Genomic DNA, 15,919 nt, shown 5'->3' with positions numbered 1-15,919 from the left:
CCAAATGTTCTGACGACGGACAATTGGGCGAGGAGGGGGCTATCGCTTCCGCTTCAGACTCTATGCCAGGCTGGAACCAACCCGAAACATCTGCTGTGAAATCGGCAACGACAAGACTGCCGCCTTGACCTGTGACGAAACGCGAGGTTGCGCTGCCGGCGGACTGAGTAGAGCGATCGCAATCGACGAAACGGCCGCTGTTCGGCAAAGTCTGGCCTTGCACCTGAACGACATGGGTGCCTGGCACTACGCCCTCAAAGTGATAGCGTCCGTCGCGGTCGGTAATGGCGAAGCTGCCGTCTTCCATCATTACGCGCACACCGGGGATGCCGCGCCGATCGCGCAGGACCGAACAATCGCCTGCAGTAATGCGGCCAACGATCGTCATACGCGATGCGATGTTGTCGCGTTCGACCTTGACCGCTGTGTCCGTTTCTGCGCGACCGCCGCGATTATCGGTTGCAATCGCGCGGTTGACGACTTGTCCGGCCGGCGCATCGTTTCGCACAGTCATCGCGTATGTAACTTTCACCACCTCTCCGGGGCCCATCGTAGGGATAGAGATTGTGAGCTGGCTGCCATCTGGCGCGATGGTTACTGCGGCGGGATCGGGCGTTTCGCCATCGATCCTGATTGTATTCGGTCGCAAGCGCAGAAATTCGGACGGCCGATCTGTCAGTGTGACATCGGATTTAGCGCGCGAAGAATCCTTATTGCGGATATTGACGGTGTAAAGCAGCGCGTCGCCGGGCTGAGCGATGCTACGCGATGCGGTTTTGGTGATCGCAGCGGCCACGCTCGGCCAGTCCACCGGGATATCGACTTGAACGGGGGCTGTGGATGCAAGCTGGAACGGCTTGCCAAACGATCCATCGACGATGACCAGTGGTGCGCCGGTGGATCGGCTCAGGCGCTGAAGATCTTCGGGCCGCGCCTTTGTCGGAGCGGTATATGGCGCAGGTGGCTCGACCTTCAGACGATAAGTGCCAGCCGGAACTAATGGGAAGCGGTATTCGCCCGGCTCGCTTTGGTATGTATCTCCGGCACCATCGGTAATTGCCTTTCCGGAGACGACCGAAGAAGGCCACGACGTTAGCCCATCTTCCGCCAGAACTGTTGCGGGAAGTCCGGTTGTTTGGTCGATCAGGGTAACACGGGCGCCGGACACCGGCTTGCCCGTTTCGCTATCCACTACGAAGCCGAAAGGGTCGGACAGGACGCCAACAAGCGTAGTTGCCAATGGCTCATTCGAGATCTTCGCCCCAATTGCGACGGAGATCTTCTCGCCCGAAGTAACGCTTAATCTACAGTCGCCTGAGGTCAGCGCAGACGAAATGCTGCGCGTGCGGATCGCACCGGTAAATGTGCCGGTATCGTTTCCGGTTTCAAAAATCTCCAAAACTTCTTCGTCGCCGCCAGGTGTCGTGAGCGTGGCGATCAGGCTATCCACCGTGTTGTGGTTCAGGTTGGCGGCAGGCGCGCTGACGTTGATAACGAGGACTTCACCGATCCGGAGCTCGGACGTCACCTGTGCAGAGATCGTGGTTGCGCCTTGCCCGTTGCTTTCGAAGAGTACCAGCGGCTCGCTCTTGCAGAGCGACGGTTGCACTACCAGCGGATCTCCGCCTGTCTTTGTCGGGCGATATGTTGAAAGCTTTAGCTTCGACGGAATAATCTCTGTCGTTACGGTATTCGACGTGGTCGTGCGCGTGACCTTGCCTTCCGGCCAGTGTGCATATGCCGTGTTGTGAACTGTTTGCGCCAGCGCAGAGGACAGGCAGACAGATAGGAGCACCGCTGTGATCAGCGCTGCTGCTGCTTTGGAGAGGGTTCGGGAAATATGCATTGGCCAGTCCGGCCGGGGCATTTCAGCCCCGGCACGGTTACTTTCAGTCGACAGTTGTCTGGAACACGACGGTGCGGGTTTGACCCGCCGCAAGGTCGGTGAGGGGGCCGGTCACCGTGGTGCCGGTATAGTTGCCACCTGCAGCGCCATCGCCCTGACACACGCCAGAGCTGTTCACTGTCCCGTTGACGTGGATTGAGCCCGGCACGAAAGTCAGCCCGGTTGGTACAGGGTCATTCACCACAACATTTGTTGCAGTTGCGCTGCCGACAGCATTGGTGATGGCGATGCAATACTGAATGACTGCACCGGGAATAGCCTTTGGATCGCTGGTGCCATTTTGCGGATCTGAAATGACCTTGCTCGACTTCACAGCGGTAAGGGCGGCTGCCAGAACAGTGTAATCGTCTGTCGCGAAATCTTTGCCATCGCGCGCAATATTGCCGTTCGCGTTGGTGTCGACGAAGACTGTGTCGACACCGCTGGTGTTGGCGCCGGTCGTTTCGGTGAGAACCGCACCTTGCGATCCTGCACTGCCGCCTGCCAGAGCGGTGGCGGTGAGCCGTACCCCGGCGACATCGCCGGTTTCGGGGGCCACTGGAATATCCCCCACGACCAGAACCTTGACGCCGGTATCGGGCGCGACTTCATCGAGGTAGCCGGTGGTGATCAGCGTATCGCCATCGTCCAGCAAGCCATCGCCGTTAACATCAAGATACATTTTGATATTGCTGACGTCGAAAGTGTCCGTTCCGCCATGCGCGGCTGAGCCCCCCGAAAGTTGTAAGACTTCGAGACCCAGGTCGAGCGTGTCGTTTGACGTGTTGGTGACGGTAAAAGCCGTTACAGCAGAGGTCTGACCAGGCGAAACCTGTGTGGTGGTATTCCCGTTTTCGGCAACGGTCAGGTTCACCTTGCGGTCCACAGTCAATGTGTCGGACGCTTCTTCGGCCGTCTGGTTAATGCCGCCGACCTTGTAGTTCACCGTCACAATGTTGGTGATTGTCGTGCCTGATTGGGTACCGGCGGCAAATGCAGGACTGGCGACAGCCACCAACGCCAGGATGCTCGCAGCACCCAGGCCCTTCAGAGAGCGCTTCATTGAGTTTTCCTTATATCACAGTTCGCTTGAAACACCCGCGAACCGAGGGTGTGGTTCAGCCGTCAGCGAATGACAGCGGAAAATCTGACAGACCCGGTCGCGCCAGGTTTCAGCTTGGGCAGCACCCACCGGATGTGAGTCACATCGTTCAGCGTGGCTGCCCCGACCGTGCCGTCGCTCGCTTTCGTGCTTAACGCAGCCAATTGGCCGAAGCTTTTGCCCCCATCGACAGAGACCGTGAAATCACCTTCCTCGGTCAGTGTGACTTGTTCGGGGATCGGATTGGTGATGACAAAATCGTCGACTTCTTCGCCTGTGTCATTGCTGTAACGCGTAGTGAAAACGAGCTTGTCTCCAGGCACGACTTTTGTCGGTTCGGAGAGAGTTTCCTTTTCCGCTCCACCTTGTTCGACCATACGAACGACTTTCACATCGCCGGTGAGCGCGACCTTGCCGGCAGCCTGTGCCGAATGGAGCTGGAATAGTGTCGCAATGGCGCAAGAAAGCGCCAGAAGAAGATGCTTTACCATCGTGAAATACCTTGATTAATTGACTTTAACGGCGAACTCGACGGTGCGGCTCTCGCCAGCGGCAACCGTGCCGGTGTCGACCGAAATGCCTTTTTCGGAAGCGCTCCCGGCATCGCTGTCCGCGGCGTCCGTCAAAGCGGTGCTCCCGAGTTTGAGCGTTCCGGCCTGATATGTTGTGGAGGCGGGGATCGCATCGGTGATTGTCAGCGAACCGATCGATCCGCTGCCGGAAACGGTGGCTACGATTTCATACCTGATTGTCGCGCCCGGAACGGCCTGACTGCCGCCAAATGGATCGACCACGGTTGCGGATTTGACCAGTGCAACCGTCGCCACGCTGGCAACGAGCTTTCCCTGAGCAAAATCTGTCGCACCCGAGCTGCCGACTACGGCATCGCTGCCATCGGTGCCTGCGCCGGGGAATGTCGTGCCGGGAGTGCCGGTGCCGGTTGTGGCTGCGGCGATCAGTTTGACCTGACTGCTCTGGCCATCGCCCGTCCCTGACGGCGAACTGACCAGTACAAACACCTTCAACGTTGCATCGGCATCGATCGATGCCGATGCACCACCATTGATCACAAGCGTATCGACACCTGCATCGTAAATCCCGTTGTCATTTGTATCGATGGCAAGGCTGGTCACTGCCGCATCGAAATCATTCCCCGCGATGGCGGGATCGGCGGTGAGAGTGAATGCCTCCGGCCCGTTACCGGTATTGGTTACCGAGAATGCGAGAACGTTTGAATCGCTGATCGCTACAGCACCGCTGTCGAGCGACGCCACCGCGACATCCAGCACCTCGCCTATCTTGATGGTAACTTTGTTTGATTCGATCGTTTTGGGCGTGTTGCCAGTGGTATAGCTGGCAGAAGCGGTGTTCTCGATCAGGGTGCCGGCAATCACGCCTGCGGCCGTCGCAGGGGTGGATGCTAGCAGAATACTCCCGGCAAGGATGGTGCACGAGGTCAGGTGGCGAATCGACGGCTTTTTCATGCCGTCGATCTAAGCGGCGCCCTCGGAGAATACTCTTATTCAATCGTTAACCGTAACCTTGCATGAGTAACATCCAGACCAAACCTTCGGAAATTAATCAATACATATCATATGCTTAAGTGATTAATTGATTGTTGATGCCTATGTGGGCGATGACGCGAATACTATGGTATAATTACTTAAGTAAAAAGAGTTCTGTACGGAGATCGGGTATTTGATTTGCAGACAATTTATTATTTTTATTGTAATCGTATTGAAGAGATCCTGATTGGGTGAAGTCTAATCAGCCAGTCAGGGTCTTTTGGAATTTACAACAGCGAGAGGGCGGGCTTATGTCCGCTATTGGTCCTATTGTGTTGAAAAAGTCGGTTGCGGCAGCGCAGGCTCTAATTTTCAGCAACAATGATTCGGCAGCGCCCCATAGTGCAAATCATTAGTGCGCGTAACTGTCTGTGCGAGTTCGAATGTTGCCGACGAAAAGCGGCTGCGGAGTTTTTCAACACAATAGGTCCGAACGCAGGATTCGTTCTTTGCCTCGGATCGCCAGCGGCGACCCGATTGAGGCGTTTTCAGTACACACGGTATCAGTGAGGCGATTTGTGCATCAGCGCGCCGCGCAGAGTGCGGCACACCACATCGTCATGCTGGTTCAGGCCCAGATGTTCGAACGTGACGATGCCCTGACGTGGGCGGCTCTTGCTTTCGCGCAGTTCCATCACAGTGGTGCGGGCGCGGATCGTGTCGCCTGCGAATACGGGCTTGGGGAACGTCGTGTCGTTCATACCAAGGTTGGCGACTGTTGTGCCCAGCGTGGTATCCTGCACGGTCAGGCCGATCACCAGCCCTAGCGTGAAGAGCGAATTGACCAGCGGGCGGCCAAATTCGGTCTGTTCCGCATAGGCATGATCGATGTGCAGCTGCGCCGGGTTATAAGTCAGCGCGGAAAACCACATGTTGTCCGCCTCCAGCACCGTACGTCGGATCTCGTGATCGAACACCTGACCGACCGAAAACTGTTCGAACCACAAACCTGCCATTGCTTTGCTCTCCTTGATTGCCATGCGCCTTTAGCACGGCATCAGGCGGTCCCGTCCAGCCTCCACACATGCCAGCAGCCATTCTTTCCCCGCCCGCACACGGGCAAGGTTCTGAGTGTCGCGGTGGGTGACGACCCAGAAACTGCGCGTGATAGTCCGGTCAGGGCAAACCGGGACCAGTTCTCCGCTCGCTTCCCCGATAAACCGGGGAAGTACGCCGATCCCGGCCCCTTCCGCGATCAGGCGATGTTGAGCGTTGATGCTGGAGGATCGCAAGCGTGCGATCAGCCCGGTGTGAAATTCGTCGAGATAGTTCAGTTCCGGTGCGTAAAGCAGGTCGGGCACATAGCTGATGAGCATATGATTGGCGGCAAGATCGGCGGTTTCGCGCGGCGTTCCCTTGTCCCGCAGGTAATCTGTGCTGGCATATAGCATCAGCGCGTAATCGGCGAGTTTGCGGCATAGGACCGGTCCTGCCTTGGGGCGTGATAGCATGACGGCAATGTCCGCTTCCCGCCGGGAGGGGCTGAGGAAACCGCTGTTAGCTACCAGTTCGAGCGTCAGGTTGGGATGGGTGCGTGCGAAATCCGCCAGATAGGGGGTGAGGAACTGGCTGCCGAACCCTTCCGACACACTGAGCCGCAAGCTGCCGCTGAGGCCGGTATGCGGCCCCAGCACGGCATCGATCGAACCCGCCGCATGGGCCATCGTTTCCGCCTTCGACAACAGTACTTCGCCTGCTTCGGTCAGAACCTGCCCCTCACGCGTGCGTTCGAACAGTGATATTTCCAGATGCTGTTCCAGACGGCGCAACCGGCGGCTAAGCGTGGTGGGATCGACCCGCAATGCCTGCGCCGCCCGCCCGATCTGGCCCGCTTCGGCCACGGCGAGGAATACCCGCACGTCGTGCCAGTTGAGATCATGCATATATGCAGGTGATAGCTGCAAGATTAGATGTTGTCTGCAACTTTACCAAGTGCCACTCCGCCGTTCAACGTGAGGAGAGTTTCATGCGTAATATCGATCATCTGGTTGTCGGCGGCCCCGGCAATGCGTCTGGCCGCACTAAAGAGGTGTACAACCCGTCGACCGGCGAAGTTCAGGCGAAAGTGGCTCTGGGCGATACCGCGCTGCTCGATCGCGCAGTGGAAGCGGCGAAGAAAGTTCAGCCCGAATGGGCGATGACCAACCCGCAGAAACGCGCGCGGGTGATGTTCCGTTACAAGGAACTGATCGAAGCCAACATGGACGATCTCGCCCGCCTGCTGTCGAGCGAACACGGCAAAGTGATCGACGATGCGAAGGGCGATGTGCAGCGCGGGCTGGAAGTGATCGAATACGCCTGCGGCATCCCTCAGGTGCAGAAGGGCGAATATACCATTGGCGCAGGGCCGGGCATCGATGTGTATTCGATGCGGCAGCCGCTCGGCATCGGGGCTGGCATCACGCCGTTCAATTTTCCGGCGATGATCCCGATGTGGATGTTCGGCATGGCCATTGCCTGCGGCAATGCTTTCATCCTGAAACCGAGCGAGCGCGACCCCAGTGTGCCAGTTCGACTAGTCGAACTGTTTCTGGAGGCAGGAGCGCCCGAAGGACTGCTACAGTGTGTTCACGGCGACAAGGAAATGGTCGATGCGATCCTCGACCATCCCGATATCGCGGCAGTCAGCTTCGTCGGATCAAGCGACATTGCCCACTATGTGTACAAACGCGGTGTCGATAACGGCAAGCGGGTGCAGGCGATGGGCGGGGCCAAGAACCACGGGATCGTGATGCCCGATGCCGATCTGGATCAAGTGGTCAACGATCTGACCGGCGCCGCATTCGGTTCGGCGGGCGAACGATGCATGGCTTTGCCGGTCGTGGTCCCCGTGGGTGACGATACCGCCGAACGGCTGAAGGCCAAGCTGATTCCCGCGATTGAAGCGCTGCGCGTAGGCGTGTCGACCGATCCGGAGGCGCATTATGGCCCTGTTGTGACAGCCGAACACAAGGCGCGAGTCGAACAGTGGATCGATACGGCGGAGAAGGAAGGCGGAGACATCGTGATCGACGGTCGCGGCTTCTCTTTGCAAGGGCATGAGAAGGGGTTCTTTGTCGGCCCGACTCTGATCGACAGGGTCACCACCGATATGGAAAGCTACAAGGAAGAGATCTTCGGCCCTGTGCTTCAGATCGTGCGCGCTAAGGATTTCGAGGAAGCTCTGAGCCTGCCGAGCAAACACCAGTACGGCAATGGTGTCGCGATCTTTACCCGCAATGGCCATGCTGCGCGTGAATTCGCTGCACGGGTCAACGTGGGGATGGTCGGTATCAATGTGCCAATCCCCGTTCCGGTGAGCTATCACAGCTTTGGCGGGTGGAAGCGCAGCGCGTTTGGCGACACCAACCAATATGGCACCGAAGGCATGAAGTTCTGGACCAAGGTGAAAACCGTAACCCAACGCTGGCCCGACGGTGGCGGCGACGGCAGCAACGCGTTCGTCATCCCGACGATGGGTTAATTTCTATTGGCAGTCTGCTTGCCTTGGTGCCGTATCGGGTGCCAAGGCGCGGCTGTCACAGGAGCCATTCATGACTGCACAGTTTGCCCTTACGGACGATCAGCTCGCCATTCAGGATATGGCGCGCAAGTTCACTGCCGATAATATTACTCCCTTTGCGGCGGAGTGGGACGAGAAACACCACTTCCCGCGCGATGTCATCCAGAAGACGGGCGAACTCGGCTTCGGTGCGATTTATGTCAGTGAAGCGAGCGGCGGCATTGCTCTGGGGCGGTTGGAAGCAGCGCTGATTATGGAAGCGATGGCTTACGGCTGCCCGGCGACCAGTGCCTATGTCTCGATTCACAATATGGCGAGCTGGATGATCGACACCTACGGGGCGGACGAGCTCAAGGCGCGCTATCTGCCCAAGCTGGTGACGATGGAACATATCGCCAGCTATGCCCTTACCGAACCGGGCAGCGGATCGGACGCGGCCGCGCTGAAGACGTCGGCGCGGCTCGATGGCGACCATTACGTGCTCAACGGCACCAAACAGTTCATTTCCGGCGGCGGCTTCAACGATATCTATGTCGTGATGGTCCGCACGGGGGAGCACAAGTCCAAGGGCATTACCTGTCTTGTGATAGAGAAAGACACGCCGGGCCTCAGCTTTGGCGCACCGGAAAACAAGCTGGGCTGGAATGCTTCGCCTACTGCTCAGTTGATTTTTGAAGACTGCCGGGTTCCGGTTGCAAACCGGGTCGGAGACGAAGGGGAGGGGTTCCGTTTCGCTATGGCCGGGCTTGACGGCGGTCGCCTCAATATCGGCGCATGCAGCCTTGGCGGCGCGCAACGCTGCCTCGATGAAGCGGTGACTTACACCAAAGATCGCCAGCAGTTCGGCCAGTCCATCTCCGAGTTCCAGAATACGCAGTTCATGCTGGCCGATATGGCGACCGAACTGGAAGCGGCACGGGCGCTGCTCTATCTCGCTGCGGCCAAAGTCACCGACGGTGCGCCGGACAAGACCCGCTTTTCCGCGATGGCCAAGCGACTGGCGACGGACACTGGCAGCAAAGTGGTCAACGACGCACTGCAACTGTTCGGCGGCTATGGTTATTTGAAAGACTATCCGATCGAGCGGTTCTGGCGCGATCTGCGGGTCCATTCGATCCTCGAAGGGACCAATCAGGTCATGCGAATGATCGTGGGAAGGGACATGTTGCGGTAATGAGTGATCCGATGACTGACGAAGTACATATTCATACGCATGGGAAGGCGGGGCACATTTCGCTCAACCGGCCCAAGGCGTTGCATGCTCTTACGCTCGAGATGTGCCACGCTATGAGCGCGGCACTGTCTAAGTGGGAGGGTGACGACGCAGTCGAGATCGTGTTGCTCGACCATGCCGAGGGACGTGGGTTTTGTGCCGGCGGCGATATCAATGTGCTGCGGAATTCGGCGCTGAACGATGGCGGTGTCAGCGGCCGGGCGTTCTTCCACGACGAATATCAGCTCAATCACCAGATGTTTGAGTACGCGAAGCCGATCGTTGCCTTCATGGATGGCATCACGATGGGCGGCGGGGTCGGCATCAGCCAGCCTGCGAAATATCGTGTGGCGACCGAAAATACCCGCTTCGCTATGCCGGAAACGGGCATCGGCCTGTTCCCCGATGTCGGCGGGGGCTGGTATCTTTCCCGCCTCAGCGGTCGTCTGGGGCAATTCCTCGCGCTGACCGGTGCGCGGCTCGATGGGGCGGAATGCCTGTGGGCAGGACTGGCCACGCATTACCTGCCCAGCGACAAGCTGGCCGAAGCCAAGGCGCGGATTGTCGAACATCCCGATCGGGTCGAGGGTATTCTGGCCGAGCTTTCCGTTGCACCGTCAGAAGCGCGGATTGCTGGCAATGCGGATCGGATTGCAAAGCACTTTGCATCGGATTGTCTGGAAGACATCCTCGCAAGTCTCGAAGCCGATGACAGCGAGTGGGCGGCAAAAGAACGCGAGACGCTGGCCACGAAAAGCCCGCAAACCTGCAAAGTGGCGCTGCGCCAGTTGAAAGAGAGCAGTTATCTGACAGATTTCGCCGCCAATATGACAATGGAGTACCGAATTGCCAGTCGCGTACTCCTCCGCCCCGACTTCGCTGAGGGCGTTCGTGCTGTAATCGTTGATAAAACTGGCGATCCGAAATGGAATCCCGCGACAGTTAAGGAGGTGAAGAAGGAGTTGATCGACAGCATTTTCGCCCCTTTGCCCACCGATGAAGAATGGAAGCCCCTATGACTTATGAAACCATCACCGTCGAACACCGTGACGCGGTTACGCTCATCACCCTCAACCGCCCTAAGGCATTGAATGCGCTTAATAGTGAGGTGCTGGAAGAATTGATCTCGGCGTTTGCTGCATACGAGGCCGATGCTGGCCAGCGCTGCGCTGTTCTTACCGGATCGGGCGACAAAGCCTTTGCTGCCGGGGCCGATATCAAGGAAATGGCGGACAAGCCTGCCGCCGATTTCTACAACGAAGACTTTTTCTCTCGCTGGACCAGTCACTTGGTCAAAACGACCCGCAAACCATGGATCGCCGCGGTCAACGGATTCGCTCTCGGCGGTGGATGCGAACTGGCGATGATGGCGGACTTTATCATCGCGAGCGAAAACGCGAAATTCGGCCAGCCCGAAGTGAAGCTCGGCGTGGCCCCTGGCATGGGCGGCAGCCAACGTCTGACCCGCGCGGTCGGCAAGGCTAAGGCTATGGAAATGTGTCTGACTGGCCGGATGATGGGCGCGGAAGAGGCAGAGCGCAGCGGGCTGGTCGCTCGCGTCGTGCCGCATGACACGCTGCTGGATGAAACGCTGAAAACCGCCACTGCCATCGCCGCGATGCCGCCGATGGCTACTGTCGCGAACAAGGAAATGGTGAACGCGGCGTTCGAAACCACGCTCGATCAGGGGCTGGTGATGGAACGCCGTATTTTCCAGATACTTACCGCGACCGAAGACAAAGCCGAAGGCATGGCTGCGTTCATCGAGAAGCGGGAAGGGCAGTGGAAGGGGCGGTGATCGCCACCAAAATGTCAGTGAAAAATCCCTTTCTGCCAAAGGATTGGGTTGGGAGAGCAACATGAAAATCGCATTCATCGGCCTCGGCAATATGGGGGGCGGCATGGCCGCCAACCTCGTGAAAGCGGGGCACGAAGTCCGCGCCTTCGACCTTGCAGATGCTGCCCTTACTGCCGCGCGCGAAAGCGGCTGCAGCACTTTTCCCGATGCGAAAGAGGCGGTTGTCGGTGTCGACGCAGTCGTATCGATGCTGCCCAATGGTGCCATCGTGAAAGCGGTGTATGCCGATGACGTGATCGGTCATGCGCCGCAGGGCGCAGTGTTTCTCGATTGCTCCACCATCGATGTCGCCAGTGCGCGCGATGTAATAGCTCAGGCCGAAGCAGGCGGTTATGCGATGGTCGATGCCCCCGTTTCCGGTGGAATCGCAGCGGCTAACGGCGGAACGCTGACTTTTATGGTTGGCGGCACCGACGAAGCCTTCACACGTGCGAAACCTATCCTCGAAGCGATGGGCAAGGCGGTGATCCACGCCGGTCAGGCTGGAAACGGACAGGCTGCGAAGATCTGCAACAACATGCTGTTGGGCATTCATATGATCGGCACATGCGAAGCCTTCACTATGGCGCAGAAACTCGGCCTCGATCCGCAGACTTTCTATGATATTTCCAGTGTTTCGTCAGGGCAGTGCTGGTCGATGACAAGCTATTGCCCCTTACCGGGTGTCGGTCCGCAAAGCCCGGCGGACAATGGCTATCAGGGTGGGTTCGCGACCGGACTGATGCTGAAAGACCTGAAGCTGGCAATGGATGCCGCTGCAACCGCTGGCGTAGATCCCAAGATGGGTGCGCGGGCGAAGGAACTGTACGAAGCGTTCGATGCCGCCGGAAATAGCACAGTCGATTTTTCAGGCATTATCCGCACTATGGGCGAGGGGTGACGGCAAGCTGATCTGACGGCGGCGCCCCCTTCCTTCGCGATAGGGCGCCGTTCATTGGCAGAGCACTTGCACGTGTCCGCTTTCAAGTTGGCAACCTTATAGCGCAGCGGGCTTTTCCGCTCGGCTGCGCGACCATAAATCCCACACGAATATCGCAATCGCGCTCCAGATCAGGATGAAGCAGGCGAGTTGAATCGGTTCCAGCGGTTTATGGAATACGGTCAGGCCTAGTACGAATACGATCGTAGGGGCGAGGTACTGAACAAATCCCAGCGCCGAATAACTCATCCGGCGGGCGGCCGTGGCAAACATCCATAGGGGCAGCGCGGTCGCCACTCCGCCCAGTACGATCAACAGGCTTAAGCGCCAATCGCCTCCGAACGATGATCCCTGTGGTGTTTGCGCGAACCATGCGGTTGTGGCCAGCGCCGGGACCAGCAAGATGGCGGATTCAATCGTCAGGCCGGGCAATGCCCCGATCTGCACTTGTTTGCGTAGCAAGCCGTAGATGCCGAAGCTCAACGCCAGCGTCAGGCTGATCCAGAGTGTCGTGAGCGCCCCGGCCACAAGCAAAGCAATCCCGCAAGCGGCGAGGGCAACCGCAACCCACTGCCTGCGCGATAACTTTTCACCCAGAAGAGCAGTGCCGAGCAGAACATTGACCAGCGGATTGATGTAATATCCCAAGCTCGCGGCAAAGACATGTCCATGTTGAATCGCCCATACGTACGTTAGCCAGTTCAGTGCGATCAGCACGGCGCTTACAGCAAGGATCGCAAGCACCCGCGGGCTTCGCAATGCTGCCGAAATCTCGGGCCACTGGCGTCGAACGGTGACGATCAACAGGCACAGCGGCAATGTCCACACGATCCGCCAGGCAACGAATTCCACTGCCGGAACGGTTTGCACGAGAATCAGGTAGAGCGGTAGAAATCCCCATATAAGGTACGCCCCCAACGCTGCGGGCAAACCTGACTGCACTGAGGATGGCGTGGAGGAAGTCATAGCAGCCCCGCCGTACTCCGCTGTGGTGTCACCGACAAGCGACCGGTCGTGCTTTGCTCGCGACAGTTGATTGGGTCCGACCCAGCTTTTCTACCAACCTTACAACGCAGTTGCTGACCGTTCATAAAAGGGCGTGTAAGTATGAATGCGACGGATGGGCTCCACTCGGCCTCTTGGTCAATTCGGACACAGAGAAACGGAAAGGGACACCCGATGCAGATACCCAAACTCAAGACAGTGGCTATGGCACTCTCAGTCTCAGGTCTTGCATGTGCGTCTCCGGTGCTGGCGGCACCTGCCGCTCACCTCGAAACTGCAACCTATGCAGCGTCATCGATCTATGGCGACATGAGCTACGAACACAGCCGCAAAAAATACAAACGCAGCAGGCATTGGAACCGTGGGCGCGGTCATGATCGTTATCGCAATTACGACAACCGCTACCGCAGCTATGATAGATACCCCTCGCGGGCAAATTATGGCGAGCCAGTATATAACAACACCCGTATCTGGCGTGGGAATGATGGTCGATATTACTGTCGCCGTTCCAACGGCACTACAGGCTTGCTGATTGGCGCAGCAGGCGGGGCTCTGCTGGGGCGTGAGGTAGCGGGCCGATATGGCGATCGCACTTTGGGTGCGATCCTCGGTGCCGCAGGCGGTGCCATTCTGGGGCGTGAAATCGACCGGGGCAGTAGCCGTTGCCGCTAACACTCGATTGAAACAGACTTTGGCCGTGCCCACCCACGGCTGGGGCGCGATCTCTATCTAAGGGTCGCGGAAGGCGCCTCTTGTCCACGTGGCAGGAGGCGCCTTCTTCCGTCTGCACACAGCTTACGCTAAGTCGGCTTCGAAATGACATTCAAATACCTTGCTGCGATTGCGATAGTGGGAACGCTCACCGCATGTGGGCAGAGCGATTCCTCCGATGCCAATGGCCCGGTGGCTGATCCGGCAGTGGCGCAGGCCCTGAACGATCCGATCATGGTCGATCCCGATCTTTCCAGCCGTAATGAGGGGGCGGCCGCAATCACGATCGACAGCAATAATGCGCTGCCTGTTTTGCCCCCAACACCCGAAGCAATAGCAGCCGCGCGCGCGGATGCCGCCGAAATACTGGGCGGAGTATCGATGGCCGTACCCAAGGCGAATGATAATGCGGCAAGCCTGCCAGACGGTGCATCGGCTGAAGATCATCTGGCAATCGTGCCCGGTGGCGCCATGTGTGCGGGCAGGATTACATCAGGCGCGATATGGGCCGCACGTTTGCCGCCAGAGCTGCCGGTTTATCCCCGCGGCGCAACAATGGCGGCGTTTGGCGTTGATTCTGGTGCGTGTCACGCACGTGTCGTGCGCTTCGTAACGCCTATCCCTCCTGCGGAAGTCATCGCGTTTTACTGGACCCGCGCCACGCAGGCGCGTTTCAAACCCGAACGTCGCCATACAACTGACAACACCGATGTTTTGACCGGACGAAACGGCAATGCCGCATTCGATCTTCGTGTGCGAGATGGACAGGGTCGCGATGCCCTTACACACGTAGAACTGGCGACCGTTTTTGGCGGCTAAGTCGTCGCACTCGCTCGAACCCGACCAGCCATCGAATTCGGCCCCGCTTCAGCAAGTTCGACCTCGACGATTTCACCGATCGATACGTCGCTGTCGAACCACACCGACTGAAGCCAGGGTGATTTGCCGAGTAACTGGCCGGGTTTCTTGCCTTTCCGCTCTACCAGAACAGGGCATGTTTTCCCTACGCTTGCCTGGTTGAACGCCATCTGGTCTCGATTGAGCGCAGCTTGCAGGCGTTGTAATCGTTCGTCCATTACCTCCGGCGCGACCTGATCGGCCATAGTTGCAGCAGGGGTGCCGGGGCGGGGCGAATACTTGAAACTGAAAGCCTGAGCATAGCCCACGGCATCCACGAGTTGCATGGTGGCCTCAAAGTCGGCCTCGCTCTCGCCGGGAAATCCGACGATGAAATCGCCGCTTAACGCGATGTCGGGTCGCGCAGCGCGAAACCGTTCCAGCAGGCGCAAGTAACCATCTGCATCGTGACTGCGGTTCATCGCCTTCAAAATCGGGTCCGATCCGCTCTGTACCGGCAAGTGAAGGAACGGCATCAATTTGTCGATCTCTCCATGTGCTGCAATAAGTCCGTCGGTTACATCCATCGGGTGGCTGGTTGTGTAGCGAATGCGCGCGAGATCGGGCAGCGTCGCCAGCTCTCGGATCAGTCCATCCAGTCCAATGGCTCGACCTTTATGGTCTTCGCCGGTCCACGCGTTAACGTTCTGCCCCAGCAAAGTGATTTCGCGTGCGCCACCGGCCACCAATCGCTCGGCCTCGGCCAGCAGGTCTGCAAATGGGCGAGAGATTTCCGCGCCACGTGTATATGGCACCACGCAATAGGTGCAGAACTTATCGCACCCTTCCTGAACAGTCAGGAAGGCACTGGGGGCGGCGCGACGGCGCGCGGGCAAGGCATCGAATTTTGCGATGGGTGGCATGTCGGTATCGGTTGTTCGCTCGCCTGCCACAGCTTTGTCGAGCATTTCTGGCAGGCGGTGATAGGCCTGTGGTCCAACAACCATGCTCACCGACGGGGCACGGGCCATGATTTCTTCGCCTTCCGCCTGCGCCACGCAGCCGGCGACGGCAATCAGGGGTTTCGATCCATCCGCCTTCCGCAAGCGGCCGATGTCCGAATAGACCTTCTCAGCAGCCTTTTCGCGGATGTGACAGGTGTTGAGCACCACGAGATCGGCGTCTTCGCCTTCGGGTGCGGGAACAATGCCGCGGTCCGCCAGCAGTTCTGCCATCCGTTCGCCATCATAGACGTTCATCTGGCATCCGAAGCTTTTGACGCGATAGGTTTTTGGGGGGGAAGTTGCACGCATGGCGCGCGC

The 15,919-nt window shown here is 58.3% G+C and carries 14 protein-coding genes and 1 pseudogene; 7 read left to right on the top strand and 8 right to left on the bottom strand.

Going from position 1 to position 15,919, the window contains the following annotated elements:
* The 6 genes and pseudogenes from CV013_RS13610 to CV013_RS13585 all read right to left on the bottom strand — a co-directional run.
* Window positions 1–1,846 (bottom strand): annotated as a pseudogene (locus CV013_RS13610) (DUF11 domain-containing protein); the annotation flags it as partial.
* Window positions 1,847–1,889: 43 nt separating this feature from the next.
* On the bottom strand, window positions 1,890–2,948 hold the full coding sequence (locus tag CV013_RS13605) for a DUF11 domain-containing protein (RefSeq protein WP_102156228.1): 1,059 nt from the start codon (window positions 2,946–2,948) through the stop codon (window positions 1,890–1,892).
* A gap of 62 nt (window positions 2,949–3,010) precedes the next feature.
* Window positions 3,011–3,478 (bottom strand): hypothetical protein, encoded by a 468-nt coding sequence (locus CV013_RS13600; protein WP_102156227.1) that lies wholly within the window; start codon window positions 3,476–3,478, stop codon window positions 3,011–3,013.
* Window positions 3,479–3,493: 15 nt separating this feature from the next.
* Window positions 3,494–4,471 carry a DUF11 domain-containing protein gene (locus tag CV013_RS13595; RefSeq protein WP_102156226.1) on the bottom strand — a complete coding sequence of 326 codons (978 nt, stop codon included), beginning with the start codon at window positions 4,469–4,471 and terminating at the stop codon, window positions 3,494–3,496.
* Window positions 4,472–5,055: 584 nt separating this feature from the next.
* Window positions 5,056–5,508 (bottom strand): MaoC family dehydratase, encoded by a 453-nt coding sequence (locus CV013_RS13590; protein WP_102156255.1) that lies wholly within the window; start codon window positions 5,506–5,508, stop codon window positions 5,056–5,058.
* A 30-nt stretch (window positions 5,509–5,538) separates the two neighbouring features.
* Entirely contained in the window at window positions 5,539–6,435 is an 897-nt protein-coding gene (locus CV013_RS13585) for a LysR family transcriptional regulator (RefSeq protein ID WP_102156225.1), read from the bottom strand.
* An 83-nt stretch (window positions 6,436–6,518) separates the two neighbouring features.
* On the opposite strand from CV013_RS13585, the gene CV013_RS13580 reads away from it, so the two are divergent.
* The 5 genes from CV013_RS13580 (at window position 6,519) to mmsB (ending at window position 12,005) form a co-directional block, all read left to right on the top strand.
* Complete coding sequence (locus tag CV013_RS13580) at window positions 6,519–8,015, top strand: CoA-acylating methylmalonate-semialdehyde dehydrogenase (protein WP_102156224.1); 1,497 nt, start codon at window positions 6,519–6,521, stop codon at window positions 8,013–8,015.
* 70 nt (window positions 8,016–8,085) lie between these two features.
* Entirely contained in the window at window positions 8,086–9,228 is a 1,143-nt protein-coding gene (locus tag CV013_RS13575) for an acyl-CoA dehydrogenase family protein (RefSeq protein WP_102156223.1), read from the top strand.
* A gap of 11 nt (window positions 9,229–9,239) precedes the next feature.
* A complete protein-coding gene (locus CV013_RS13570; protein WP_102156254.1) occupies window positions 9,240–10,286 on the top strand; it encodes an enoyl-CoA hydratase/isomerase family protein in 1,047 nt (348 codons plus the stop codon).
* The gene (locus CV013_RS13565) at window positions 10,283–11,065 is read left to right on the top strand and encodes an enoyl-CoA hydratase-related protein (RefSeq protein ID WP_102156222.1); all 783 of its coding nucleotides are present in this window, start codon (window positions 10,283–10,285) and stop codon (window positions 11,063–11,065) included. Before CV013_RS13570 ends, CV013_RS13565 begins: the two co-directional genes overlap by 4 nt.
* A 61-nt stretch (window positions 11,066–11,126) precedes the next feature.
* The gene (gene mmsB / locus CV013_RS13560; protein ID WP_102156221.1) at window positions 11,127–12,005 is read left to right on the top strand and encodes a 3-hydroxyisobutyrate dehydrogenase; all 879 of its coding nucleotides are present in this window, start codon (window positions 11,127–11,129) and stop codon (window positions 12,003–12,005) included.
* Between the two features lie 96 nt (window positions 12,006–12,101).
* Here mmsB and rarD read toward each other — a convergent pair whose 3' ends face one another.
* A complete protein-coding gene (gene rarD / locus CV013_RS13555) occupies window positions 12,102–13,010 on the bottom strand; it encodes an EamA family transporter RarD (protein ID WP_102156220.1) in 909 nt (302 codons plus the stop codon).
* A gap of 213 nt (window positions 13,011–13,223) precedes the next feature.
* Here rarD and CV013_RS13550 point away from each other — a divergent pair, with 213 nt between their 5' ends.
* Window positions 13,224–13,721, top strand: coding sequence for a glycine zipper 2TM domain-containing protein (locus tag CV013_RS13550; RefSeq protein WP_102156219.1), 498 nt, complete (start codon window positions 13,224–13,226; stop codon window positions 13,719–13,721).
* Window positions 13,722–13,865: 144 nt separating this feature from the next.
* Window positions 13,866–14,579 carry a hypothetical protein gene (locus CV013_RS13545; RefSeq protein WP_102156218.1) on the top strand — a complete coding sequence of 238 codons (714 nt, stop codon included), beginning with the start codon at window positions 13,866–13,868 and terminating at the stop codon, window positions 14,577–14,579.
* On the opposite strand, the gene miaB is transcribed toward CV013_RS13545, so the two are convergent.
* Window positions 14,576–15,910: a tRNA (N6-isopentenyl adenosine(37)-C2)-methylthiotransferase MiaB gene (gene miaB, locus CV013_RS13540; RefSeq protein ID WP_102156217.1), complete on the bottom strand. Its 1,335-nt coding sequence runs from the start codon at window positions 15,908–15,910 to the stop codon at window positions 14,576–14,578. The two genes, CV013_RS13545 and miaB, sit on opposite strands and share 4 nt — an antisense overlap.
* Window positions 15,911–15,919 lie beyond the last annotated feature (9 nt).

This window comes from Tsuneonella flava, from assembly GCF_002870965.1.
Classification (GTDB): Bacteria; Pseudomonadota; Alphaproteobacteria; order Sphingomonadales; family Sphingomonadaceae; genus Tsuneonella; species Tsuneonella flava.
This window is presented reverse-complemented; position numbering and strand designations above follow the sequence as displayed.